Source organism: Sphingomonas rosea, assembly GCF_039538065.1.
Classification (GTDB): Bacteria; Pseudomonadota; Alphaproteobacteria; order Sphingomonadales; family Sphingomonadaceae; genus Sphingomicrobium; species Sphingomicrobium rosea.
On the sequence record NZ_BAABBR010000001.1, the window covers coordinates 2568142 to 2591009 of the forward strand.

The 22868-nt window shown below is 68.8% G+C and carries 19 protein-coding genes; 13 read left to right on the forward strand and 6 right to left on the reverse strand.

Going from position 1 to position 22868, the window contains the following annotated elements:
• Nucleotide 1 precedes the first annotated feature (1 nt).
• From ABD693_RS12710 to ABD693_RS12740, 7 genes are all read left to right on the forward strand, one after another.
• Nucleotides 2–1282 (forward strand): MFS transporter, encoded by a 1281-nt coding sequence (locus tag ABD693_RS12710; protein ID WP_344697632.1) that lies wholly within the window; start codon nt 2–4, stop codon nt 1280–1282.
• Nucleotides 1279–2205 (forward strand): cysteine synthase A, encoded by a 927-nt coding sequence (cysK, locus tag ABD693_RS12715; protein ID WP_344697442.1) that lies wholly within the window; start codon nt 1279–1281, stop codon nt 2203–2205. Before ABD693_RS12710 ends, cysK begins: the two co-directional genes overlap by 4 nt.
• A 164-nt stretch (nt 2206–2369) precedes the next feature.
• Nucleotides 2370–4976, forward strand: a complete 2607-nt coding sequence (locus ABD693_RS12720) for an EAL domain-containing protein (RefSeq protein WP_344697443.1) — start codon at nt 2370–2372, stop codon at nt 4974–4976.
• A gap of 73 nt (nt 4977–5049) precedes the next feature.
• Complete coding sequence (locus ABD693_RS12725; protein WP_344697444.1) at nt 5050–5466, forward strand: hypothetical protein; 417 nt, start codon at nt 5050–5052, stop codon at nt 5464–5466.
• A 106-nt stretch (nt 5467–5572) separates the two neighbouring features.
• A complete protein-coding gene (locus tag ABD693_RS12730) occupies nt 5573–6781 on the forward strand; it encodes a hydrolase (protein WP_344697445.1) in 1209 nt (402 codons plus the stop codon).
• Nucleotides 6778–7794 carry an arginine N-succinyltransferase gene (locus tag ABD693_RS12735; RefSeq protein ID WP_344697446.1) on the forward strand — a complete coding sequence of 339 codons (1017 nt, stop codon included), beginning with the start codon at nt 6778–6780 and terminating at the stop codon, nt 7792–7794. The genes ABD693_RS12730 and ABD693_RS12735 overlap by 4 nt, the downstream gene beginning before the upstream one ends.
• Nucleotides 7791–9041, forward strand: coding sequence for an N-succinylarginine dihydrolase (locus ABD693_RS12740; protein WP_344697447.1), 1251 nt, complete (start codon nt 7791–7793; stop codon nt 9039–9041). Before ABD693_RS12735 ends, ABD693_RS12740 begins: the two co-directional genes overlap by 4 nt.
• Here ABD693_RS12740 and dapA read toward each other — a convergent pair.
• Nucleotides 9033–9908, reverse strand: a complete 876-nt coding sequence (dapA, locus tag ABD693_RS12745; RefSeq protein WP_344697448.1) for a 4-hydroxy-tetrahydrodipicolinate synthase — start codon at nt 9906–9908, stop codon at nt 9033–9035. The genes ABD693_RS12740 and dapA overlap by 9 nt on opposite strands.
• 102 nt (nt 9909–10010) lie before the next feature.
• On the opposite strand from dapA, the gene ABD693_RS12750 reads away from it, so the two are divergent.
• The 3 genes from ABD693_RS12750 (at nt 10011) to ABD693_RS12760 (ending at nt 13634) form a co-directional block, all read left to right on the forward strand.
• On the forward strand, nt 10011–11963 hold the full coding sequence (locus tag ABD693_RS12750; protein WP_344697449.1) for a lytic transglycosylase domain-containing protein: 1953 nt from the start codon (nt 10011–10013) through the stop codon (nt 11961–11963).
• 9 nt (nt 11964–11972) lie between these two features.
• Complete coding sequence (gene greB / locus ABD693_RS12755; RefSeq protein WP_344697450.1) at nt 11973–12452, forward strand: transcription elongation factor GreB; 480 nt, start codon at nt 11973–11975, stop codon at nt 12450–12452.
• A gap of 246 nt (nt 12453–12698) precedes the next feature.
• The gene (locus ABD693_RS12760; RefSeq protein ID WP_344697451.1) at nt 12699–13634 is read left to right on the forward strand and encodes an ATP-grasp fold amidoligase family protein; all 936 of its coding nucleotides are present in this window, start codon (nt 12699–12701) and stop codon (nt 13632–13634) included.
• Between the two features lie 386 nt (nt 13635–14020).
• Here the strand turns inward: ABD693_RS12760 and ABD693_RS12765 are convergent, their stop codons facing one another.
• Together ABD693_RS12765 and ABD693_RS12770 are read right to left on the reverse strand one after the other, a co-directional pair.
• Nucleotides 14021–14488 (reverse strand): hypothetical protein, encoded by a 468-nt coding sequence (locus ABD693_RS12765; protein WP_344697452.1) that lies wholly within the window; start codon nt 14486–14488, stop codon nt 14021–14023.
• Between the two features lie 50 nt (nt 14489–14538).
• Complete coding sequence (locus tag ABD693_RS12770; RefSeq protein WP_344697453.1) at nt 14539–15786, reverse strand: dicarboxylate/amino acid:cation symporter; 1248 nt, start codon at nt 15784–15786, stop codon at nt 14539–14541.
• A gap of 258 nt (nt 15787–16044) precedes the next feature.
• Between ABD693_RS12770 and ABD693_RS12775 the strand changes: the two genes are divergently transcribed.
• Nucleotides 16045–17352 carry a dicarboxylate/amino acid:cation symporter gene (locus ABD693_RS12775; protein ID WP_344697454.1) on the forward strand — a complete coding sequence of 436 codons (1308 nt, stop codon included), beginning with the start codon at nt 16045–16047 and terminating at the stop codon, nt 17350–17352.
• Nucleotides 17353–17375: 23 nt separating this feature from the next.
• Here ABD693_RS12775 and ABD693_RS12780 read toward each other — a convergent pair whose 3' ends face one another.
• Together ABD693_RS12780 and aspS are read right to left on the reverse strand one after the other, a co-directional pair.
• The gene (locus tag ABD693_RS12780) at nt 17376–17864 is read right to left on the reverse strand and encodes a hypothetical protein (protein WP_344697455.1); all 489 of its coding nucleotides are present in this window, start codon (nt 17862–17864) and stop codon (nt 17376–17378) included.
• Nucleotides 17865–17936: 72 nt separating this feature from the next.
• Nucleotides 17937–19730: an aspartate--tRNA ligase gene (gene aspS / locus ABD693_RS12785; RefSeq protein ID WP_344697456.1), complete on the reverse strand. Its 1794-nt coding sequence runs from the start codon at nt 19728–19730 to the stop codon at nt 17937–17939.
• A gap of 124 nt (nt 19731–19854) precedes the next feature.
• Here aspS and rnd point away from each other — a divergent pair, with 124 nt between their 5' ends.
• Both rnd and ABD693_RS12795 read left to right on the forward strand, forming a co-directional pair.
• Nucleotides 19855–21033 (forward strand): ribonuclease D, encoded by a 1179-nt coding sequence (gene rnd / locus ABD693_RS12790; protein ID WP_344697457.1) that lies wholly within the window; start codon nt 19855–19857, stop codon nt 21031–21033.
• Nucleotides 21030–21335: an I78 family peptidase inhibitor gene (locus ABD693_RS12795; protein ID WP_344697458.1), complete on the forward strand. Its 306-nt coding sequence runs from the start codon at nt 21030–21032 to the stop codon at nt 21333–21335. Before rnd ends, ABD693_RS12795 begins: the two co-directional genes overlap by 4 nt.
• Before the next feature lie 4 nt (nt 21336–21339).
• Here ABD693_RS12795 and ABD693_RS12800 read toward each other — a convergent pair whose 3' ends face one another.
• Nucleotides 21340–22797, reverse strand: coding sequence for a Ppx/GppA phosphatase family protein (locus ABD693_RS12800; RefSeq protein WP_344697459.1), 1458 nt, complete (start codon nt 22795–22797; stop codon nt 21340–21342).
• Nucleotides 22798–22868 lie beyond the last annotated feature (71 nt).

Genomic DNA, 22868 nt, shown 5'->3' on the forward strand with positions numbered 1-22868 from the left:
CATGCCCACCTCTCCCCTGCAGATCCGCGACTTCCGCCTCTACTGGCTGGCGCGCTTCTTCGCCGTGCTCGCGACGATGGGGATGGTCGTGATCATCGGCTACCAGGTCTACGACACCGCCCGCGCTGCCTATGGCATGAGCATCAAGGAAGCCTCGCTGATGCTGGGCCTGCTGGGCGCGGTGCAGTTCGTGCCGCTGGCGGTGCTGACACCCGTTGCCGGCTGGACCGCCGACCGGTTCGAGCGGCGCACCGTCGCGCGCTTCGCCAACGGGGTCGACATGCTGGTCGCGCTGACGCTCGGGCTCGTCACCTATGCGCAGGTGCTGAGCCTGCCTTTGCTCTTCACGCTCGCCGCGCTGCACGGGGTGGCCCGGGTATTCACGGGGCCGAGCATGTCGGCGATCGCGCCCAATATCGTGCCGCCCGAACTCCTCCCCAAGGCGATCGCTTTGTCCTCCATCGCTTGGCAGTCGGCCACCGTCGCGGGCCCGGCGATCGGCGGCTTCCTCTACGCGGCCCACCCGGCCTTGCCTTATTGGGGGGCGAGCGGGCTGATGCTGTGCGCGATCCTGCTCCTGACCCCGGTCCGCCGGGTGATGCCCCCGCCGATGACCGGCCATCCGCATCCGATCCGCCAGATGGTCGACGGACTGACCTATGTCCGCCGCCACCGCTTCCTCCTCGGAGCCATCACGCTCGACCTGTTCGCGGTGCTGCTCGGCGGGGCGACCGCGATGCTGCCGGTCTTCGCCCGCGACATCCTCCATGTCGGCACCGAAGGGCTCGGGCTGATGCGCGGCGCGCCCGCGATCGGCGCCGCGCTCATGGCCGGGCTGTTCGCCTGGCGCCCGCTCAAGAAAGACGTGGGCATCAAGATGTTGTGGGCGGTCGCCGCCTTCGGCCTCATCACGATCTTCTTCGGCATCTCGAAGAATTTCGGCCTCAGCCTGTTCGTCCTGGCCCTGCTCGGCGCAGCCGACATGCTGAGCGTCTATGTCCGCTCGAGCCTCGTGCAGCTCCACACCCCCGACCAGATGCGCGGCCGCGTCTCGGCGGTGAGCGGGCTCGCGATCAGCGCCTCGAACGAGCTTGGCGAATTGCAGTCCGGCTTGGCCGCCGCGCTGCTGGGACCCGTGGGCGCCGTCGTCGCCGGCGGCGGGGCGGCGGTTATAATCGCCGGGCTGTGGTCCTATCTGTTTCCCGAACTCAAGCGGGCGAAGACCTTCGACCCGCCACCCGAAGTGCTCGCCAACGCTGTTATGCAGGAGAAACCCGCGTGAAGGCCGACAACATCCTCCAGACCATCGGAGGCACCCCCCACATCCGAATCAACCGCCTGTTCGACGCCGGCGCCGAGGTCTGGATCAAGTCCGAGCGGTCGAACCCCGCCGGCTCGGTCAAGGACCGCATCGCGCTCGCGATGATCGAGGCGGCCGAACGCGACGGTCACCTCAAGCCCGGCGGCGTGATCGTCGAGCCGACCAGCGGCAACACCGGCGTCGGCCTTGCGATGGTCGCGGCGGTCAAGGGGTACAAGCTCATCCTCGTCATGCCCGACAGCATGAGCATCGAGCGCCGCCGCCTCATGCTGGCCTATGGCGCGACCTTCGATCTCACGCCGCGCGAAAAGGGCATGAAGGGCGCGATCGCCAGGGCCGAGGAGATCGTCGCCGAGACCCCGGGCGCGTGGATGCCCCAGCAGTTCGAGAACCCCGCCAACATCGACGCCCATCTCGCCACCACCGTGCCCGAGATCCTCGCCGATTTCGGTGACGATGACCGCGGCTTCGACGCGCTGATCACGGGCGTCGGCACGGGCGGCCACATCACCGCCGTCGGCCGCGAGCTCAAGAAGCGCTGGCCCAAGCTCAAGGTGTTCGCGGTCGAGCCGACCCTTTCGCCGGTCATTTCGGGCGGCCAGCCCTCGCCGCACCCGATCCAGGGAATTGGAGCGGGCTTCATTCCGAAGAACCTCGACATGGACGTGCTCGACGGCGTGATCCAGGTCACCCCCGAGGACGCCAAGGAAATGGCCCGCCGCGCGGCAAGCGAGGAAGGCATGCTCGTCGGGATCAGCTCGGGCGCGACCCTGGCGGCCATCGCCCAGAAACTTCCCGAGCTCGGCGCCAATCCGCGCGTGCTCGGCTTTAACTATGACACGGGCGAGCGCTACCTCTCGGTAGCCGACTTCCTGCCCGAGTAGGGTTAAAGGCGAATTAGCACCACGGACGTGACAATCCGTTAACGGATTTCCGCATAACTGGTCTGGCTCGGGGGGACACCGGGCTAGGACCAGAAATGCGGCGAACAAGGGTTGCCATACCGTCCGAGGGTCATCGCCTCGCGCACGTTTCGGTGCGCGAGGCGATGACGTTCGACGTTCTTCCGCCAGAAACCGACGACGATTTCACGCTGCAATCGAAGCGCGTGACCATGTGGGCCTATGCCCCGTGGCTCCTTGCGCTGACCCACACCATCGTCGGCTCCATCCTGCTGCTGCGCGGGATTCACTCGTTTTCCTTTCTCGACCGGGTGCTCGCGGTCGCACCCGTGGGCGCCGCGATCGCGCTCGACGCAGCGGTCGGCCTGCTCCTGTGGGCACGCAAGCGCATCGGCGTCTCGCCGGTCCTCACTGCGCAGCTCGTCCTCGCCTGGTTCGCGGCGAGCGGCGCCTTGTGGATCATGTTCGGCGGTGCGGCTTATGGCGGGGTAGCCGACAAGAGCTTCCTGCCGCTGGCGCTCGGCGCCGGTCTCGCGGTCAAGGCGATGCTCAGCATCGGCTCTCCGCCCGCCGCCATCGTCAACGCGCTGCTCGCCGCGATCGGCGTCCGGCTGCTGACCGACGATCCGCTGCTGCAGGCGGCGATACCCCTGCTCGGCCTCGCTACCGCGGCCTATTCGATCGTCATCACCCGCATGATGCTGGCGAGCTCGCGTCGCCGCCTCGCGCTCGACTGGCAGGCCAAGAAGGCGCTCAACTTCGTCGAGGAATTCGAGAACAGCGGCCGCGGCTGGTTCTGGGAAACCAATGCCGCGGGCACCCTCTCCTACGTCAGCCAGCAGCTCGCCGACGACTTCAAGACCTCGCCCGAAACGCTGCTCGGCCGGCAGTTCACCGACCTCCTCTCGGTCGAGAATGGCGGTAGCGAGGCACTGCGCGAGGAACGAACCCTAGGCTTTCACCTGTCGGCCCGCTTTCCCTTCAGCGACGTCGTGGTCCGCGCGGCGAGCGACAAGGACGTTCACTGGTCGCTGTCGGGCAATCCGATCTTCGACGACAACGGCCGTTACCTCGGCTTCCGCGGGATCGGCACCGACCTCACCGAACAGCGCCGCTCCGAGCAGGAGATCAGCCGCCTCGCCCGGTTCGATTCGCTGACCGGCCTGCCCAACCGCGCGATGATGCGCCAGACGCTGGACGAGGGCCTGCGCAACGCCAAGCACCGCCAGAAGGGCTGCTCGCTCTTTCTGATCGACCTCGACCGGTTCAAGAACGTCAACGACACGCTCGGCCACCCGGCGGGCGACGCGCTCCTCAAGCAGGTCGGCCAGCGGCTGATCAGCGTGATGGGCGAGCACGGGCAGATCGGGCGCCTCGGCGGCGACGAATTCAAGGCGGTGCTCCCGGGCCAGGTCGACATCGGCCTCCTCGAAAGCCTCGCCAAGACGCTGATCGAGCAGGTCTCGCGGCCCTACATGCTCGACGGCCACCGCGTGACCATCGGCGCTTCGGTCGGGATCGCGATTGGCGATCCGGGCCGCTCGTGCGCGGACTCGATGATCCGCAACGCCGACCTTGCCCTTTATGCCGCCAAGGCCGCCGGGCGCGGCAAGCATTGCTTCTTCGAGCCCTCGATGCATTCCGAGGCGACCGACCGGCAGTTGCTCGAGAACGACCTGCGCGGCGCGATCGAGCGCGACGAGCTGTCGGTCGTCTACCAGCCGATCGTCCGTGCCGCGGGCGAGGAGATGGCCGGGTTCGAGGCGCTCGTACGCTGGCAGCATCCCAAGCGCGGTGCCATTTCGCCCGCCCAGTTCATCCCGCTCGCCGAGGAATGCGGGATGATCGGAAAGGTCGGCGAGTGGGTGCTCCACCAGGCGCTCCACGCCGTCCGCCAGTGGCCCGAGGACGTCCGCGTCGCGGTCAACCTGTCGCCGATCCAGTTCAACGATCCGCGGATCACCGAGATCGTCGATGCCGCGCTCACCGCCAGCGGGGTCAAGCCCTCGCGGCTCGAGCTCGAGATCACCGAAGGCGTGTTCCTCGCCGACAGCGACATCACCGACGCCACCTTCACCCGCCTGAAGGATCTCGGAGTTCGCCTCGTCCTCGACGATTTCGGCACGGGTTATTCCTCACTCGGCTATTTGAAGAAGGCGCCGTTCGACAAGATCAAGATCGACCAGAGCTTCGTGCGCGGCGCCGCCTCGCGCTCGAACCGCAACGCGGCGATCATCCGCGCCATCGTGACCCTGGCCGAGAGCCTCGACATGGACACGGTCGCCGAAGGCGTCGAGACTCACGACGACCTCCAGCTGATGCGCGACCTCGGGGTCAGCCAGATCCAGGGGTTCATCTTCGGCCGCCCCTCGCCGCTTGAGGAAGCCAGCCTTCTCGCCAGCAGCCGGAGCGTCGAGGCCGACGGACACCAATATGTCCGCGAGCCGCGCCAGCGCCTGATGCGCCGCGCCCTCATTGCGCTCGAGGGCAAGGTGACCGAGGTGCGCCTGCGCAACATCTCGGCCATGGGCGCCCTCGTCGAGTGTGTCAGTCCGGTCACACCCGGCAAGTCGATCGCGATCGACATCGTCGGGGTCGGTCCGGTGAGCGGAACCATCCGCTGGGCGCAGCGTAATCGTTTCGGGGTTCGCTTCGACGAACAGTTTGACCTTGGTCGACTGGCGGCGAAGCAGGAGAAGCGCAATCCTGTCACCATGCTGACACCATGGTATGTTGAACGAGCGGCTGGTTAACTGGCGAGAAATTGACTTGGCACGGCGCTCCTAGTGGGGCATTGAGCTGGGGAATCTGGGAGTTCGCGTGACGATGAAGACCTTTGCTGCCCGTCTGGTTGCTGTGACCGGCGCCATCACTTTCGCTGCCGCGGCGCCCGCGTCGGCCGCCGTCCAGGCTTCGGCCGCGGCGTCGTACAGCCCGTGGGCTGCCCTGTCGGCGCTTGCCACCCCGGCCTCGAGCCAGGCGCTTTGCGGCGCCGCTGCCAGCGCTGCGGCCAATGCCGCTCAGGCCGGCACCCCGGGCTGCGTTCTTCCCGCCGTCGACGCGCCGGTCGCTCCGGTCGCCGAGACCCCGGTCGCTGCCCCGGTGGCCGTCGCTGCCCCGTCGGGCATCGGCGTCCTCCCGCTGATCGCCGGCCTCGCCGTCATCGCGGGCGCGATCGCGCTGCTCACCGGCAACAACAACGGCAACGACTCGATCGCCATCCGGCCGATCAGCCCTCCGTGATCGAAGCTCGCTTCGACTAGAGACGAACAGCCCCGGCCTCACCGCCGGGGCTTTTTCGTTTCGGCCCACCCTCGCCTTCGTTGAAGCCCTTGGCTAAGGGCCAGTCATGGGTGGGTTGCCGAGCGTCGAAGCCAGTCTGGTCGAGGAGGCTGCGGCCGCCTGCCGTATCGAGGATGTCCGGGCCTGGGCCGCGATCAACAGCGGTTCGACCAACCTTTCCGGCCTCGCCATCATGGCCGATGTCCTCGCCGGCGCCCTGAGCCCGCTTCCCGGCAAGCTCACCCTCGAAGACCCCGCGCCGGTCACCGCGCTCGATGCCGGTGGCCGGGAGCAGTCGGTCGCGCATGGCCGCCACCTCCATCTCGTCGTCCGGCCCGAGGCGGCGACCCAGCTCCTCTTCACCGGGCACATGGACACGGTGTTTCCCGCCGACCATCCGTTCCAGCATGTCCGCGATCTTCCCGACGGCCGGGTCAACGGACCGGGTGTCGCCGACATGAAGGGCGGGATCGCGGTGATGATCGCCGCGCTGACCGCGTTCGAGCGGCATCCCGAGGCGGCCCGCACCGGCTACGAGATCGTCATCAACGCCGACGAGGAAGTGGGTTCGCTCTCCTCGGCCCCGCTGCTCGCCCGCGCGGCGCAAGGCAAAATCGCGGCGCTGACCTACGAGCCCTCGGCGCTGCCAGACGGAACGCTCGCCGCCGCGCGGCCGGGCTCGGGCAATTTCTCCTTCCATATCGCCGGGCGCGCTGCGCATGCGGGCCGCAATCCCGAGGACGGGCGCAACGCGGTCACCGCCGCCGCCGAGCTCGCGCTTGCCCTCGAGGCGCTCCGCCGGCCGGGCCTCAGCGTCAATGTCGCGCGGATCGAGGGCGGCTCGCCCAACAATGTCGTTCCCGACAGCGCGGTGCTGCGCGTCAACCTGCGCCCCCGCACTCCCGAACTCGAAGCCATGGCCCGCGCCGAGATCGAGCGCCTCGCCGCCACCGTCGCCGCGCGCCGCGAGGTCCACATCCACCGGCACGGCGGCTTTGCCCGACCGCCCAAGCCGCTCACTCCCGAGGCGACCCGCCTCTTCACGCTCGTCGAAGCCGCCGGCCGCGACCTTGGCCAGACCATCGGCCGCAAGGATTCGGGCGGGGTGTGCGACGGCAACAACATCGCGGCCTGCGGGGTCCCCGTGGTCGACACCATGGGCGTCCGTGGCGGCGCCATCCACAGTGCGGAGGAATATCTGATCCCCGAGTCCCTTGGCGAGCGCGCCGCGCTCTCCGCCCTCGTCATCGCCCGTCTCGCGGAGGGCCGCCTGTGAGTTTCCGCATCCGTCCCGCGACACCCAACGACTTCGACGCCATCTATGAAATGGCCAAGCTCACCGGCGGGGGCTTCACCAACCTCCCCGCCGACAAGGCGACGCTCGTTGCCAAGCTCGAAAAGTCCGAACGCGCCTTCGACAAGCCCGAGGAAGTCCAGGGCAACGACTGCTACATCTTCGTCCTCGAAAATCCCGCGGAAGGCGTCATCCGCGGCACCTGCCAGGTGTTCGGCCAGGTCGGCGTCACCCAGGCCTTTTACTCCTACCACCTCTCGACGCTCACCCAGTGGAGCCCCGAGCTCGGCAAGACCTTCCGCAACCAGATGCTGACGCTGACCACCGACCTTGAAGGGTCGAGCGAGGTCGGCGGGCTGTTCCTCCACCCGGCCCTGCGCGCGGGCGGCTGGGGCATGCTGCTCGCCAAGAGCCGCTATCTCTTCATCAAGGCGCATCGCCAGCGCTTCGGCGACCGGCTCCTCGCCGAGCTTCGCGGGGTGATGGACGAGGCCGGCAACTCCCCGTTCTGGGACGCGCTCGCGGGCCGGTTCTTCGACATGACCTTCCCCGAGGCGGACGGCTTCAATGCCATCAACGGCACGCAGTTCATCGCCGACCTCATGCCCAAGACCCCGATCTACGTCTCGCTCCTGCCCGAAGCGGCTCGGGCGGTGATGGGCCAGCCGCACCCGACCGGCCGCGCGGCGCTGCGCATGCTGCAGGACGAGGGACTGACCTTCGACCGCTACGTCGACATCTTCGACGGCGGCCCGACGGTGACCGCCCCGACCGACCAGGTCCGCACTATCCGCGAGAGCCAGGAGGAGACGGTGGTCGAGATCGGCGAGGGCGGAAAATTGAAGATGCTGCTCGCCGCCGGCAAGCTGCGCGACTTCCGCTGTGTCCGCGCCGAGGTCCGCCGTGTCGGCCGCAAGGGCATTGCCATCAACCGCGAGGCCGCCGAACTGCTCGGCATCGACGAGGGCGCAAAAGTGCTGGCGGTGAACCGGTGAGCCTGGTCGAGATCAACTTCGACGGGATCGTCGGGCCGAGCCACAATTATGGCGGGCTCAGCCTCGGCAATCTCGCCTCCGCCCGGAACCTCGGCGCGGTGAGCTATCCACGCGCTGCCGCCCTGCAGGGGATCGAGAAGATGCGCTCGAACCTGCGGCTCGGCCTGCCGCAGGGGATCTTCCTCCCCCAGCCGCGGCCCGCCCGTGCCTGGCTCGCCGAGCTCGGTACCACGCCCGAGGAAGCCTCGCCCGCCCTTCTCGCCAATGCGATGAGCGCGAGCGCAATGTGGGCGGCCAATGCCGCGACCGTCAGCCCCGCGCCCGACACCGCCGACGGCCGCACGCATCTCACCGTCGCCAATCTGCGGACCATGACCCACCGCAGCCATGAATGGCCCGCGACGCTCGCCCAGTTACGTCTCGCCTTCGCGCATGACGCCTTCCGGGTGCATGGGCCGGTCCCAGCGGCTTTCGGCGACGAGGGGGCGGCCAACCACATGCGGCTCTGCGCCCGCCACGGCGAGCCCGGGATCGAGCTGTTCGTCTTCGGCGTCGCCGGCGGCCCCTTCCCCGCCCGTCAGCATGTCGAGGCGAGCCGCGCCATCGCCCGCCGCCACGGCCTCGATCCGACACGCACCCTGTTCGTCGAACAGTCCGAAGAAGCCATCGCCGCGGGCGCCTTCCACAATGACGTGGTCGCCGTCGCCAACGAGCGGGTCCTGTTCGCCCACGAACTGGCCTTCGCCAACCGCGAGGGTTTGCTCGGCGATCTCGAGCGGCGCTTCCCCGAGCTCGACTATGTCGAAGTTCCCGCGGCCGAGGTCAGCCTCGCGGACGCGATCAAATCCTATCTCTTCAACGCGCAGCTCGTGACCCCACCCGACGGCCGAACCACGCTGATCGTGCCCGAGGAAGCGCGCGAGACGCCGAGCGTGTGGGGCTGGCTCCAGCGCCACCTCGCCGGCAATGGCGCGATCCGCGACGTGCGCGTGGTCGACGTGCGCCAGTCGATGGCCAATGGCGGCGGGCCGGCGTGCCTTCGCCTTCGCGTCGTCTGCGATCCCGCCACGGTCGACCCGCGCTTCCTCGTCGACGAGGCGAAGCTCGACCGGCTGGCCGCGGTGATCGCCCGGACCTGGCCCGAGGAGATCGCGGTCGCGGACCTTGGCGCGCCGGCGCTCATCCGCGACGTCGAAGCGGCGCGCGCGGCGCTGCTCGACGCCTGCGGCTTGTCCGAACTAGGCTAGGCCCGCCACCTTCAGCGCGTCGTCGACCGCGGCCCGCGCGGCCTCGCTCGCCGGGATGAGCGGGAGGCGCAATTCCTGCGGGAAGCCCGGCCGGACGCGGCCGAGCGCATATTTCGCCGGCCCGGGTGAGCTGTCGGCGAACATCGCCGTATGCAGCGCGAACAGGCGGTCCTGGAGCCGCAGCGCCTCGTCCCAGTCGCGCTCCATCGTCGCGCGCTGGAAGTCGGCGCAGAGCCGCGGCGCGACATTGGCGGTGACCGAGATGCAGCCGACGCCGCCCATGGCGTTGAAACCCAGCGCCATGTCGTCATTGCCCGACAGCTGGCAGAAGTCCTCTCCGCAAGCGAGCCGCTGCGCGGTCACCCGGGCGAGATTGCCGGTCGCATCCTTGATCCCGACGATGCCCGGCAATTTGGCGAGTTCGCCCAGCGTCTCGACCGAAATGTCCGCCACGGTCCGCGACGGCACGTTGTAGACGACGATCGGCAGCCCGCCCTCTTCGGCGAGGTGCCGGTAATGGGCGAGCATCCCGGCCTGGCTCGGCTTGTTGTAATAAGGCACGACGACCAGCGCCGCGTCGGCCCCGGCGTCCTTCGCCGCCTTCATCATCCTGAGGCTCGCAGCGGTCGTATAGCTGCCGCAGCCGGCGATCACCGGGACCCGGCCGTTCGCGGTCTCGACCGTCGTTCGGACCACTGCCGCATGCTCGTCGGCCGAGAGGGTCGGCACTTCGCCCGTGGTCCCGCACGGCACCAGCGCGCCCGAACCCTCGGCAATCTGCCAGTCGACAAGATCGCGCAGGGCGGCGTGATCCACCTCGCCTGCGGTGAACGGTGTCACGAGTGCGGGGATCGACCCGGTGAACATGGGCGCTGCCTCTGTTTTCGTTGCTGCTTGCGACTAGACTGTCGGGCAAGCCGTTCAGGCGTTGATAAGGACTTGGGGGCGAAGATGTCCAGCATGCGACGAGTGGCTCTATTCCTTCCGATGGTCCTGATCGCGCCGGCGGCCGGGTCCGCCCAGCTGGTGCCGCTGAACAGCGCGCCGCCGGCTGTCCAATATGCCCCGATCAACGACGTCGGCTACGCCCTCAACGACTGGCGCCGGCTGCGGGCCGGAAGCTCGAGCTTCGCCGACTATGCCCGCTTCCTCAACGCCTATCCGGGCTGGCCCGCCGAGACGAGCATGCGCCGCGCCGCCGAGCGGGTGATGCAGCCAGGCGAGAACCCCGCCACCGTCATCGCCTTCTTCCGCAAGGATCCGCCGGCGAGCGCCAACGGCTATGCCCGCCTGGCCGAGAGCTTCGCCGCGCAGGGCCGGCAGGCCGAGGCGCTCGCCGCCGCGCGCAATGCGTGGAAGGCCTCGAACCTCGCCGCGATGGACGAGATCGCGCTTTACCAGCGCTTCGGCGCGAGCTTCACCACCGCCGACCATGACTCCCGTGTCGACCGGCTGCTGATCGACCGCGATCCGACCGATGCCGCGCGGATGCTCGGCTCGACTAGCGCCGCCCGTCGCCCGGCTTTCGCCGCCCGCATCGCGATGCAGCAGCGCGATCCCAACACCGAGGCGCTCTACAATGCGGTGCTCGCCCAGGTCACGACCGACGCCGGCCTGATGCAGGACCGCGCGCGCTACCTGCGCGAAGCCAATTGGCAGGCGGCCGCGCGCCAGCTCCTCGCCCGGCCGCACAATTTCACCTACTTGCCCGTCGACCCCGCCAAGTGGCTCGAGCTCAAGCGCATCGTCGCGCAGGAGGCCGCCGCCGACCGCCAGTACCAGCTCGCCTACGACATCGCGCGGCAGGTCGACGATGCGGTGCCGCCCGGCCAGACGATCGGCAGCCAGTCGCTGCCCGTGCGCGATGAATATACCAACCTCACCTGGCTTGCCGGGCAGATGGCGGTGCGGGCCCTCAATCGCCCCGCCGACGCGGTGATCCTGTTCGACAAATATTCGACCGGGGGCCGCTCGCTCCAGGTGCTGACCAAGGGCGCTTACTGGGCCGGCCGTGCCGCCGCGCAGGCCGGGCAGCTCCAGAACGCGACGGCGCACTTCGCCCGCGCCGCGGCCTATCCCGACCTCTTCTACGGCCAGCTCGCGCACGAGCGGCTCGGGCGGACCGTCCCGGCGCCGGCGGGCACGCCGCAGATGCTCGTCACGCCGGCCCAGCGCAGTGCGTTTGCCAACAAGGCGCTGGTGCGCGCGGTGCGGCTGCTCGGCCAGCAGGGCCGCCCCGACGAGCAGGCCTTGTTCGTCCGCGCCCTGTCCGAGAGCCTGACCAACGACAGCGACCGGCTGCTGGCGACCGAGCTCGCGCCCCAGATCGCGCGGCAGGACCTGGCCGTTTGGACCGCGCGCAGCAGCCGCAACAGCGGTGACGCCTTCTACTATCGCGCGGCCTTCCCGGTGGTCGGCGGCTCGACACTGAGCCAGGACCATCTGTGGGCCGTCGCCCATGGCATCACCCGCCAGGAAAGCAGCTTCGACCGCCAGGCGGTGAGCGGCGCCGGCGCGCGCGGCATGATGCAGCTGATGCCCGCCACCGCGCAGGAGCAGTCGGGCAAGATGGGCGTCGGCTACGACTATGGCCGCCTGACCAGCGATCCCGCCTATAACGTCATGCTCGGCTCGGCCTATTTCCGCCGGCTGCTCGACCAGTGGGGCGGCAATTACGTGCTGGCGGTGGCGAGCTACAACGCCGGCGCGGGCAACGTCCGCAAGTGGGTCGCGCGCAACGGCGATCCGCGCTCGAGCGGCGTCGACGTGGTCGCCTGGATCGAGGACATTCCGTTCGCCGAGACCCGCGGCTACGTCCAGCGCGTGCTCGAGAACACGGTGGTCTACGACCGGATGAACCCGGCCGCCGTCTCGAGCCCGCGCCAGCTCAGCCACTTCCTCGGCAAGTCCCGCCTCGGCTAAGGGCCGGGGATGGCCGACCGTCCCCGCTTGATCACTCCGCAAGGATTCGCCCGGATCCGCGCCGAATATGAGCAGCTCTTCGGCACCGAGCGGCCCAAGCTGGTCGAGACGATCAGCTGGGCGGCGGGCAATGGCGACCGCTCGGAGAACGGCGACTACATCTATGGCCGCAAGCGGCTGCGCGAGATCGACCGGCGGCTGGGCTACCTCTCGAAGGTAATGAAAAACGCCAAGGTGGTCGACCCCGCGAGCCAGCCCGACCGCGACGTCATCCGCTTCGGCGCGACGGTCGAGCTCGCCGACGAGGAGGATGCGCGGCGGACCTTCACCATCGTCGGCGACGACGAGGCCGACGCCTCGGCCGGCCGGATCGCCTGGGCCAGCCCCATGGCCCGCGCGCTGGTCGGGGCCCGGGTCGGCGACGAACGGACCGTGCGCCTCCCGGCGGGCGAGAAGAGCTGGGAAGTCATGGCCATCACCTATCCCTGATGGTTCACGAAGGTCCAAGGGTCCGGGGGTAAAAGAACGCTTCTAATTTCTCCTGTTTCTCATTCGTTGGAATGACTTGGTGAATCTGAACAAGGTCCCATAGTGTGACCTTCGCACTTGCCGTCAACAATGCGAATGGGCGTGACATGAACCCTTGCGGTTAGTTGAGCAGGCGGAATCCTACTTTGCAAGTCGCCACAGGGCTCCGACAATGGCAGGGCGAATGGATCGACCGATGGGACAAAGGTGAGCGAGATCGACGGAAACGCCATGGACTTCTCCCCCGCCGCCAATCGTGCGGCGGTGGTGCCGGCCTTCGCCGAGAAGTTCGGCCGTCCGCCCTTGCCGCCAGAGGATCCGCGCGCGCTGCTCAACGATCTCGTCTTCGCGCGGATGATCGACCCCGACTGGTCGCCGCTAGCGCGCGCGATGGTCGACAAGGTCAGCGCGAAGGAGGAGGCGGTGCGGCTTTGCCCCGGGCTCCGGACGGCACCGACGGTGGCGGTGATCGCGATGGACGGGGTCGATAGCCCGCTCGCCCTGTTCGATCGGCTTCGTCCGTTCGCCGGGCGCGACCTTGTCGCCAAGCCCGCGCAGGCGAGCGGCGGCATCGTCTTCCTTCGGGGTCTCAAGCGGCCCGCGAACGTGGCGACCCTGCATGCGCTCGCCACCCATGACTACGCGGGCGTGATGCGCGAGATGCAATATGCCGGGCTGCCGCGCCGGGTGATCGTCGAGACGCTGATCCCCACCCGCGACGGGCAGCCGCCCGACGACCTCAAGTTCCACTGCATCGGCGGCGAGCCGATCTGGTGCCAGGTCGATCACGCGCGCTTCGGCGGCGCGTGGAGCCGGATCTTCGGCGTCCCCGAGTTCGCGCCGATGGACCCCGACGACGGGTTGGTCATGCCCGCGGGCATGTCATTGCCCTCGGCGGAGCGCCGCGCCGCGATGGTCGCCGCCGCCCGCGCGCTGTCGGCGCCGTTCGATTATGTCCGGGTCGACCTCTATGACGGGCTCGACGGGATCGTCTTCGGCGAACTGACCTTCACCCCCGCCGCCTCGCTCGGCATCGCCCCCTCGGCGCTCGGCAGCCACCGCGAGACCGAGACCCACCGCCGCTTCAGCCGCGCGCTGATGGACGCGTGGCGCAAGGGGCGCGAAGGTGGGAATGCGGGATGATCGGATACGGATGGTCTAGCCGTGGTTCCGATGCGCTGAATGACTGCTTCGGGTGGGAAGCGGACATACGCACAGCCTAATCCCGCAGACCAGCAATCCTTGGCTGCTCCACGCCTTTGAAGTTCGGTGGCTGTGGGCTGGGAGACCACCAGCGAGCGCCTCCATCCAGCCATAGCTGGCGCAGTTCTCGATGGGTTGTGGTGCAATCATCGTAGCCGAACTGTGTGCCGCACGAGGGGCAGATTTCCTGATACCAGTCATTCTGCCCGTCTGCGAAGGGCGGAGCCGACGGGTCGTTGTAGCCGCACACCGGACAGAGAAACCCTTGAGCCATCAGGATAAGCTCGCACGAGGCACCAATGTCCGCAACGGGTTGATAGCGGTTATCAGGCCTCGCCGTTGCACTGCGCCTGTTCGACGCGCTGCGTGGTGGGGTCGAAGACGACGGTCACCATGAGGCAGGCGCCGTCCATGATAATCGGGATGCCGCTGGTATCATCGAGCCAGCGGCGTTCGCCGGCAGCGAGTTCGTCCTTGCTTCTCGTCTCGGGCGGACAAGGGACGTCGCGGAGAATATCGCGGCCATCCTCCCGGACCACCTCCGAGCAGCCGATGCCCGGCCCCGAGGGTTCCGGCGGCAGCGGCTTCAGATAGATGCCGACGATCCTTTTCTTGCCGAGGCCCTCTCGGTCCTTGGTATCGACCGCATAGTAGCGGGCATAGTCTCGGAGCGGCCACGCGCCCTTGGGCAGCCGCACCTGCGCCTCGATCTGGTCCATGATCCGATCATGGGGATTCGCGGTCGGCGACGCGCAGGCAGCAAGCAACAGCGACGCGGCAACGGTGATCTTCATCCGCGCAGCCTACACGAAATCGCCGCCAGCGAAGCGCTCGTCCCTCGCGGTCAGCTTGTCGCCTCTTCCGGCCCTTCCGCCGCGTCACGGCTGACGAAGCTCGTGACGGCGAGGTCGGCGGTGACGTTGGTGACGGTGTAGAACATGTCGGGGATGGCATCGATCGCGAGGAAGATCGGCAGGAGCTCGATGGGGACGCCGACCGCGAGGGCTGGCGGGGCGTAGGCGGCGAAGAAGGTGATCTGGTTGGGCAGGCCCGCGATCACGAGGGTGTTGAGGGTCGCCAGGCCGATGATCACCGCGACCTGAAGGAGCCCGAGCTCGACCTGGGCGAGGCGCGCGAGGGCGAGCGTCACGATGACGATCGAGGCGGGGGCCGCGATCCGGAACAGGGCGACGGCCAGCGGCAGCACCACGCCGGCGCTCCGCTCGGGCAGGCCCAGCCGCGCGGCCGCGGTCACCATGGCGGGAAGCGCGGCGAGCGAGCTTTGCGTGCTGGCGGCGATCGCGAGCGGCTGGGCGGCCTCGCGGGCGAAGGCCGACAGCCTGACGCCTGAGCGGAGCGCGAGCGGGATCATCAGCGCGGCGAGCGTCAGCGTGACGGCGATCTGCACCACGACATACCAGCCGATGAAGGCCCCTGCCCCGAGCCCCGTCGTCGCGCCGAGGACGAAGGCGAGGCCGAAAATGCCCAGCGGCGCGAGGACGAGCACCCACTGGACGAGGCGGATCATCACCGCGGCGAGCGCCTTGAAGAAGCCGAGCACGGGCGCGGCTTCGTGCCCGAGCTTCACCGCCGCGAGCGCGAAGACGAGCGCGAAGAGCACGACCGGGACGATCGCGCCCTCGGCGGCGGCGTTGACGAGGTTCGGCGGCACGAGGCCGAGGATCCACGCGGTGGCGGCGGGAACCTCGACCCTGGCGGTCGGCGCCAGCGCGAGATCGGGGCTGGGCCCGAGGTCGAGGAGGAGCGGCCCGAGCAGCGCCGCGAGCACCGCCGAGAGGAGGAGCAGCGCGACGAAGCTCAGCGCGATGCGGCGACCGAGGCGACCGCCGACGTGGCTCGAGACCGCCGCGGCGACGCCGGTGACGACGAGGCTGAAGACCAGGGGGACGAGCGTCAGGCGCAGCGCGTTCAGCCACAGGCTTCCGACCAGCCGGGCCGCCTCGACCACCGGCGACCCGTCCGCGACCCGTCCGTGGGCGAGGACTCCGAGCAGCAGGCCGAGCACCAGCGCAGCAAGGATGGGCCAGAGCCGGAGCTTGGGGGCGGCCGTGGGGGCAGGAAGGTCGGTCATCAGTCGGTCCGCGTGGGTTCGAGGTTCGGGGGCTCCCATGCTTTTCGCGGCTTCGCATGGCTAGGGCATGGCATTGCGCCGAGGCCGAACGGGCGAGAAGGCCGAGCACGCTCATGCTCCCTGCCCCGTCTGCCTTGCAAGATTATTGCGATCCGCAACCACGCGCCGCACGCTGCATGTTATTTGCCCCGCCGCGCTACAGGCCCCGGCGCGCGGCCCTTACATCCTGAGAAACAATCATCCGAGGAATGAGGCCGCGTGGCCACGCAAACGCAATCGTCATCGAGCCTGCGTCGCTCGACCTATGGCCAGCAGATCCTGGTCGCCATCGCGGTCGGGCTGGCGCTGGGCCTCTTCGCGCGGAGCGTGCCAGGCGCGGCCTGGCTGACGGGGCTGCTGGAGACGGTTGGAAGCATCTTCGTGCAGCTCCTGAAGCTGCTCGTGCCGCCGCTGATCGTGGGCTCGGTGGTGTCGAGCATCGCCGGGCTCGGGACGCTGACCAACGGCGCCCGGCTCGCCGGCAAGACGCTCCTGTGGTTCGCGATCACCGCCACGCTGGCGGTCGCGGTGGGGCTGGTCGCGGGGACGATCCTCACCGCCGTGCAGGCGCCGTTCGCGGTCGCGGCTGCCAAGGCCCCGGCGAATGTCGGCGGGTGGCTCGACTTCCTGAAGGGGGTCGTCCCCGTCAATCTGCTCGGGCTCGAGGCGCGAACCACCATCGACGGAGAAACCGTCCGGACGGCGCTCAATTTCAACGTCCTCCAGCTCCTTGTCCTGTCGCTGCTGCTGGGCGTGGCCGCGGTGCGGACCGGAGAGAAGGGCCAACCCTTCCTCGCCTTCGCCGCGTCGCTCCTCGCCATCAGCCGACTGCTGCTCGGCTGGCTCCTGAAGCTGGTGCCGGTCGGCACCGCCGCGCTGCTGGGAACGGCGGTCGCGACCTATGGCTGGGCGACGCTGGCAGCGCTCGGCGGCTTCACCATCGCGCTCTACGCGGCGCTCGCGGCGGTCGCGTTCGGCGTCTATCCGGCCCTCCTCCTCGCCAAGGGACTGAGCGTCGGCGAGTTCGCCCGCGCCGCCTGGCCGGCCGCGCAGCTCGGCTTCATCACCCGCTCGTCGATCGGGACCCTGCCCGTCACCGAGGAGCGCACGGTCGACGTGCTCGGCGTGCCGCGCGCCTATGCGGCCTTCGCGGTGCCGCTGGGCGCGACCACCAAGATGGACGGCTGCGCGGCGGTCTATCCCGCGGTCGCGGCGCTGTTCATCGCCCATGCCTATGGCATCGCGCTCGGGCCCGAACATTATGTGCTGATCGCGCTGGTCTCGGTGCTCGGATCGGCCGCGACGGCGGGCGTCACCGGCGCCACGGTGATGCTGACGCTGACCTTGAGCACCCTCGGCCTCCCGCTCGAGGGAGTCGGGCTGCTGCTGGCCATCGACCCGATCATCGACATGGGACGCACCGCGCTCAACGTCACCGGGCAGATGCTCGTGCCCTACATCGTCTCCAAGGACGAGGGATTGCTGGCCGAGCCGTCGGGAGCGCCGCTCCGGTTGCAGCCGGCCTGATCGTGCGGTGACCCGCCGGGCGGCTAGCGGAGCTCGACCGTGCGGTATTCGCCCTGGCTGCCCTTCATGGTGAGGATGCCGATCGTCGCGAAATTCGGTTGGACGAAGAGGCAGCGCGAGCCGAGGCCGGTGAGCCAGGCCATGGCGCCCAGTTCGGTTTCGACCTTGCGCATGATGGGTCGCGGGGCCGGGCGGCCGTCGAGGGTCAGGGAGAGGAGGCGCGCGACCCAGTATGTCCGGGCCGTGGGGCTCGTCGGCTGGACGAGTTCGACCGAGACTCGGGCCTCATTGGGTTCTTTCGAACGCCCGCACCACCAGCGCTCGGTGAGGATCCGGCGCTGCGGCTCGTGGTCGAGGAGGTAGCGATGATCGGGAAAGACCAGGCAGCGGTCGGTGGCGAGGATGACCGCACCGTCGGCGCAGGTCTGGGTTGCCACCTTGGGCGGGACAGCCGGCGGCGGCGAGGCCGGGACTGGCTGCCCGGTCGACAGCATCAGGAACGCGAACAGCACGGCCGACCCCTCATCGTGGAGGGGCCAGCGTCGGCGCGGCGCCGACCAAGGTCAAGCGCCGCGCGCGGAAGCTCAGCCCTGCGGCTGCGCGGCCGCTTCGCCGACGACCTTGATCGACAGTTCCTTCAGCTGCTTGGCGGTGACGAACGCCGGGGCGTTCATCATCAAGTCCTCGGCCTTCTGGTTCATCGGGAAGACCACGACCTCGCGGATGTTGGGCTCGCCCGCGAGCAGCATGACGATCCGGTCGATGCCCGGCGCCGAACCGCCGTGCGGGGGCGCGCCATATTTGAAGGCGTTGATCATGCCCGAGAAATTCTCGTCGACCTGCTCCTTGGTGTAGCCGGCGATCTCGAACGCCTTGTACATGATGTCGGGGCGGTGGTTGCGGATCGCGCCCGAGGACAGTTCGACGCCGTTGCAGACGATGTCATACTGCCAGGCGAGGATGTCCAAGGGGTCCTTGGTCTCGAGCGCTTCGAGCTCGCCCTGCGGCATCGAGAAGGGGTTGTGGCTGAAGTCGACCTTCTTCGCGTCCTCGTCATATTCGAACATCGGGAAGTCGACGATCCAGCAGAAGTCGAAGCGGTTCTCGTCGATCAGGCCGAGGCTGGTGCCGACGCGGGTGCGGGCGGCGCCGGCGAGCTTGGCGGCTTCGGCTTCCTTGTTTGAGGCGGCGAAGAAGATGCCGTCGTCGGGGCCGAGGCCCAATTCGGCGGCGAGCTTGTCCATGCCTTCGGTGCCGTGGTTCTTGGCGATGGGTCCGCCCCATTCGCCGCCCTTGCGGGTGGCATAGCCAAGGCCGGCGAAGCCCTCTGAGCGCGCCCAGTCGTTCATCTCGTCGAAGAACTTGCGGCTCTTGTCGGCGGTGTTCGGTGCGGGAACTGCGCGGACGAAGCCGCCCTTCTCGACGATCGACGCGAACAGGCCGAAGCCCGAGCCGGTGAAGTGCTGGCCGACGTCGGAGATGACGATGGGATTGCGCAGGTCGGGCTTGTCCGAGCCGTACTTCAGCAGCGCTTCCTTGTAGGGGATGCGCGGGAAGGCGCCTTCGGTGACGTAGCGGCCGTTGGCGAATTCGCGGAACACGCCGGCGAGCACCGGCTCGATCGCGTTGAACACGTCGTCCTGCGTGACGAAGCTCATCTCGAAGTCGAGCTGGTAGAATTCGCCGGGGCTGCGGTCGGCGCGGGCGTCCTCGTCGCGGAAGCAGGGCGCGATCTGAAAATAGCGGTCGAAGCCGGCGACCATCAGCAGCTGCTTGAACATCTGCGGCGCCTGCGGGAGCGCGTAGAACTTGCCCGGGTGGACGCGGCTGGGAACGAGATAGTCGCGCGCGCCCTCAGGGCTGGACGCGGTCAGGATCGGGGTCTGGAACTCGGTGAAGCCCTGCTCGACCATGCGACGGCGGATCGACGCGATGACGTTCGAGCGCAGCATGATGTTGGCGTGCAGGCGCTCGCGGCGCAGGTCGAGGTAGCGATACTTGAGGCGGATTTCCTCGGGATATTCCTGCTCGCCCGCGACCGGCATCGGCAGCTCGGCGGCGTTCGACTGGATGGTCACGCCGCGCGCGAAGACCTCGATGTCGCCGGTCGGAAGATTGGCGTTGGTGGTGCCCGCCGCGCGGTCCTTGACCAGCCCGTCGATGGTAACGACGCTCTCGACGCGGAGGCGCTCGAGGATCGGCAGCGCGGGGCTGTCGCTGTCGCACACGACCTGCGTGATGCCGTAATGGTCGCGCAGGTCGACGAACAGCACGCCGCCATGGTCGCGCTTGCGGTGGATCCAGCCCGAGATGCGGACGTCGTTGCCGACGTCGGTGGCGCGAAGCTGGCCGCAATGATGGGAGCGATAGGCGTGCATGGAGGTTCCGTCCGGTAGCGGGACCCCGGATCGAGTCCGGGGCGACGATAAAAGGATGGGCCGGCGCTTCCCCATCCCCTTCCCTTTTGTCAACCCGCGCGCGGCTCGCTACAGCGCGCATCACATGAAGATTCATCCCCTGATTTCCGACAGCGCCAGCCTCGCCGCGCTCGTCGAACGCCTGTCGGAACACGACTTCGTCGCCGTGGACACCGAGTTCATGCGCGAGAACACCTATTGGCCCGAGCTGTGCCTGATCCAGATCGCGAGCGTCGAGGAGGCGGCCGCGATCGATCCGCTGGCCGACGGGATCGACCTCAAGCCCTTGTGGGACCTGCTGGTCGACAACGAGGACGTGCTAAAGGTCTTCCACGCCGGCGGGCAGGACCTCGAGATCGTCTACAATGCCACCGGCAAGGTGCCGCATCCGCTGTTCGACACGCAGATCGCGGCCATGGCCTTGGGCTATGGCGAGCAGATCGGATACTCGAACCTCATCGAATCGATGCTCGGCCACGCGCTCGACAAGGGTGCGCGCTTCACCGACTGGAGCCGGCGCCCGCTCGACAAGCGCCAGATCGATTATGCGATCGGCGACGTCACCCATCTTGCCACCATCTTCCCCAAGATGGTGGCCAAGCTGCGCAAGACCGGGCGCGGGCTGTGGCTCGATGAGGAGATGGAGCGGCTGGCCGACCCGTCGAGCTTCGCCTTCGATCCCGCCGACGCGTGGAAGCGCCTGAAGCTGCCGAGCCGCAATCCCGCGGTGCTCGGCCGGCTGAAGGCGCTGGCGGCGTGGCGCGAGAAGGAAGCGCGCGGCAAGAACCTGCCGCGGGGCCGGATCGTCAAGGACGACACGCTCGCCGACATCGTCGGGCATCCGCCCAAGGCGCAGGAGGACCTCGCCAAGGTGCGCGGGCTGTCGGCTGGGTGGAAGAACAACGACATCGGCGCGCGGCTGATGGCGGCGCTGGCGGACGCCAAGCCGCTCGGCGAGGACGAACTGCCCGACCGCGGGCCGAGCCGCCCGGGGCTGACCAAGGACGGCGCGCTGGTCGCGGACCTTCTCAAGCTCCTCCTCAAGATCAAGGCCAAGGAAAGCGGCGTCGCGCCCAAGCTGATCGCCCGGACCGACGAACTGGAAGCGCTGGCGGCGGGGGTGCGCAAGGACCTCGCCATCCTGACCGGCTGGCGGTTCGAGGAATTCGGGCGCGACGCGCTCGACCTTGTCGAGGGGCGGCTTGCGTTCGCCACCGTCAACGGCAAGCTCAAGATGACCCGCAGCCTGGAGGATGCCGAATGACCCGTTTCATTCTTGTTGGCCCCGCGATCCTGTCGCTCGCCGCCTGTGCCACCGCGGTGCCGGGCTCGCCCTATCCCGACGGCAACAGCCGCGACACCTATGTCTGCTCGAACACGATGCTCGACCAGTTCGTCGGCCGCGCGGCGGACACGCAGCTCGCCAACGAGATCATCCGCGCGTCGGGCTCGAAGACGCTGCAGTGGGTCGCCAAGGGCAGCATGGTGACGATGGATTTCCGCGCCGACCGCGTGCGGGTCCATCTCGACGCCGCCAACAAGGTCGAACGCGTCCGCTGCGGCTGACGCGTCAGCCGATCTCGAGCCGGGGGCTGGCCCCCATCAGCGCCGCGAGCTGGCGGTGGCGGCGGCCGACCGCGTCGCTGTAGAGTGCGGCATCCTTCTTCTTGAGGTGAAGCACGAGCTCGCCCTCGTCGAGGGAGACCGCGCTTCGCGAGAGCAGCTTCTCGGTCCCGCCCGATAGGCGCTGGGCGAGGCGCAGCGCGGCGCCCCACTGGCCGGCATGGTCGAGGACCCGGGCATCGACGAGGTCGGCGAGCTCGGGGGAGAAGCTCCCCTCCCCGCCGAAGGCCGCCCAGAGGGTGCGGCCGATGATCGTCCGGCCCTCGGCGTCGATCCCGACCCAGTTGCCGTGGACGCCCATGTCGACCGCCCACAGGGCGCGGAAGTCGGGATGCGCTTCCCAGCCGACATCGGCCAGCAGGCAGGAGGCGAGCCGGAGCCGGCGCGCGGCCTCGTCGTCGTCGGGGAAAAGCGGCGCGATCCAGCTGTCGAGCTCGGCGCCATGGTCGCCGAAGCGGCCGAGCTTCTCGCCTGCTTCGAGTGCAGCGGCGAGGAGCGGATCCTGCCGCTGCCGGTCGTGGGTGAGGTGGTCGTAGAGGATGCCTTCGCGAAGCCCGTAGGCGCTGGCGACGGCGCGCGTGGGTTCGAGCACGCGGAACAGGGCGTCGAGGACCGCGGCGGCGGCGGCGAGCGTGTTGGCGCGAGTGGTCGAGAGACCGTAGCGCTGCTTGATCTCCTCGGGCGTCGCCGCCCGGACGAGCTGGCGAAGCTCGCGGGCGCGGGCCTGGTCGATGGCGTGGCCGTGGACGATGTGCAGCGGATCGCCCGCGCTCTGCTGGTCGAGCTGGACGGTCGCACGGAACGAGCCGCCGACGAGATAGAGGGTGCGCTCGGCCGCGGCGGCGAGGATCGCGGGGGGCACGTTCTTGCGCAGGAAATTGGTGAGTTGCTTGGCGCTCGCCTCGGGGCCGACCCGAAGCACGCCCAGCGGCAGCGAGATGCCGGGGCCGGGCTGGCCGCCGTTGACGGGGGTGAGTTCGAGGCTTCCGCCGCCGAGGTCGGCGACGACCCCGCGGGCATGGGGAATGGCCGAGATGACGCCGAGCGCGGCAAGGCGCGCTTCCTCTTCGCCCGCGATGACGGTCGGCTCGATCCCGACCTTGCGGGCGCGCTCGAGGAATTCGTCGCCGTTGGACGCGTCGCGCACGGCGGCGGTGGCGACGACGTCGAGACGCTTCAGCTTCATCTCGCGCGCGAGGAGCCGGAAGCGGGCCAAGGCGGCGATCGCCTGGTCCATCGCCTTGTCGGGCAGCCGTCCGGTGGTGGCGAGTTCACGCCCGAGGCCGGCCGAGACCTTCTCGTTGAACAGCGTCGAGGGAACTCGTTCGGAGCCCGCATAGGCGACGAAACGGATCGAGTTGGAGCCGATGTCGATGATGCCGACGGGGCCGAAATTGCGGTTCATTCTTGTGCTCCGGCGCAGGCCGGAGCCCGGTGCCTTTGGTTCGCTTGAAAAGGAAAAACACTGGGCTCACG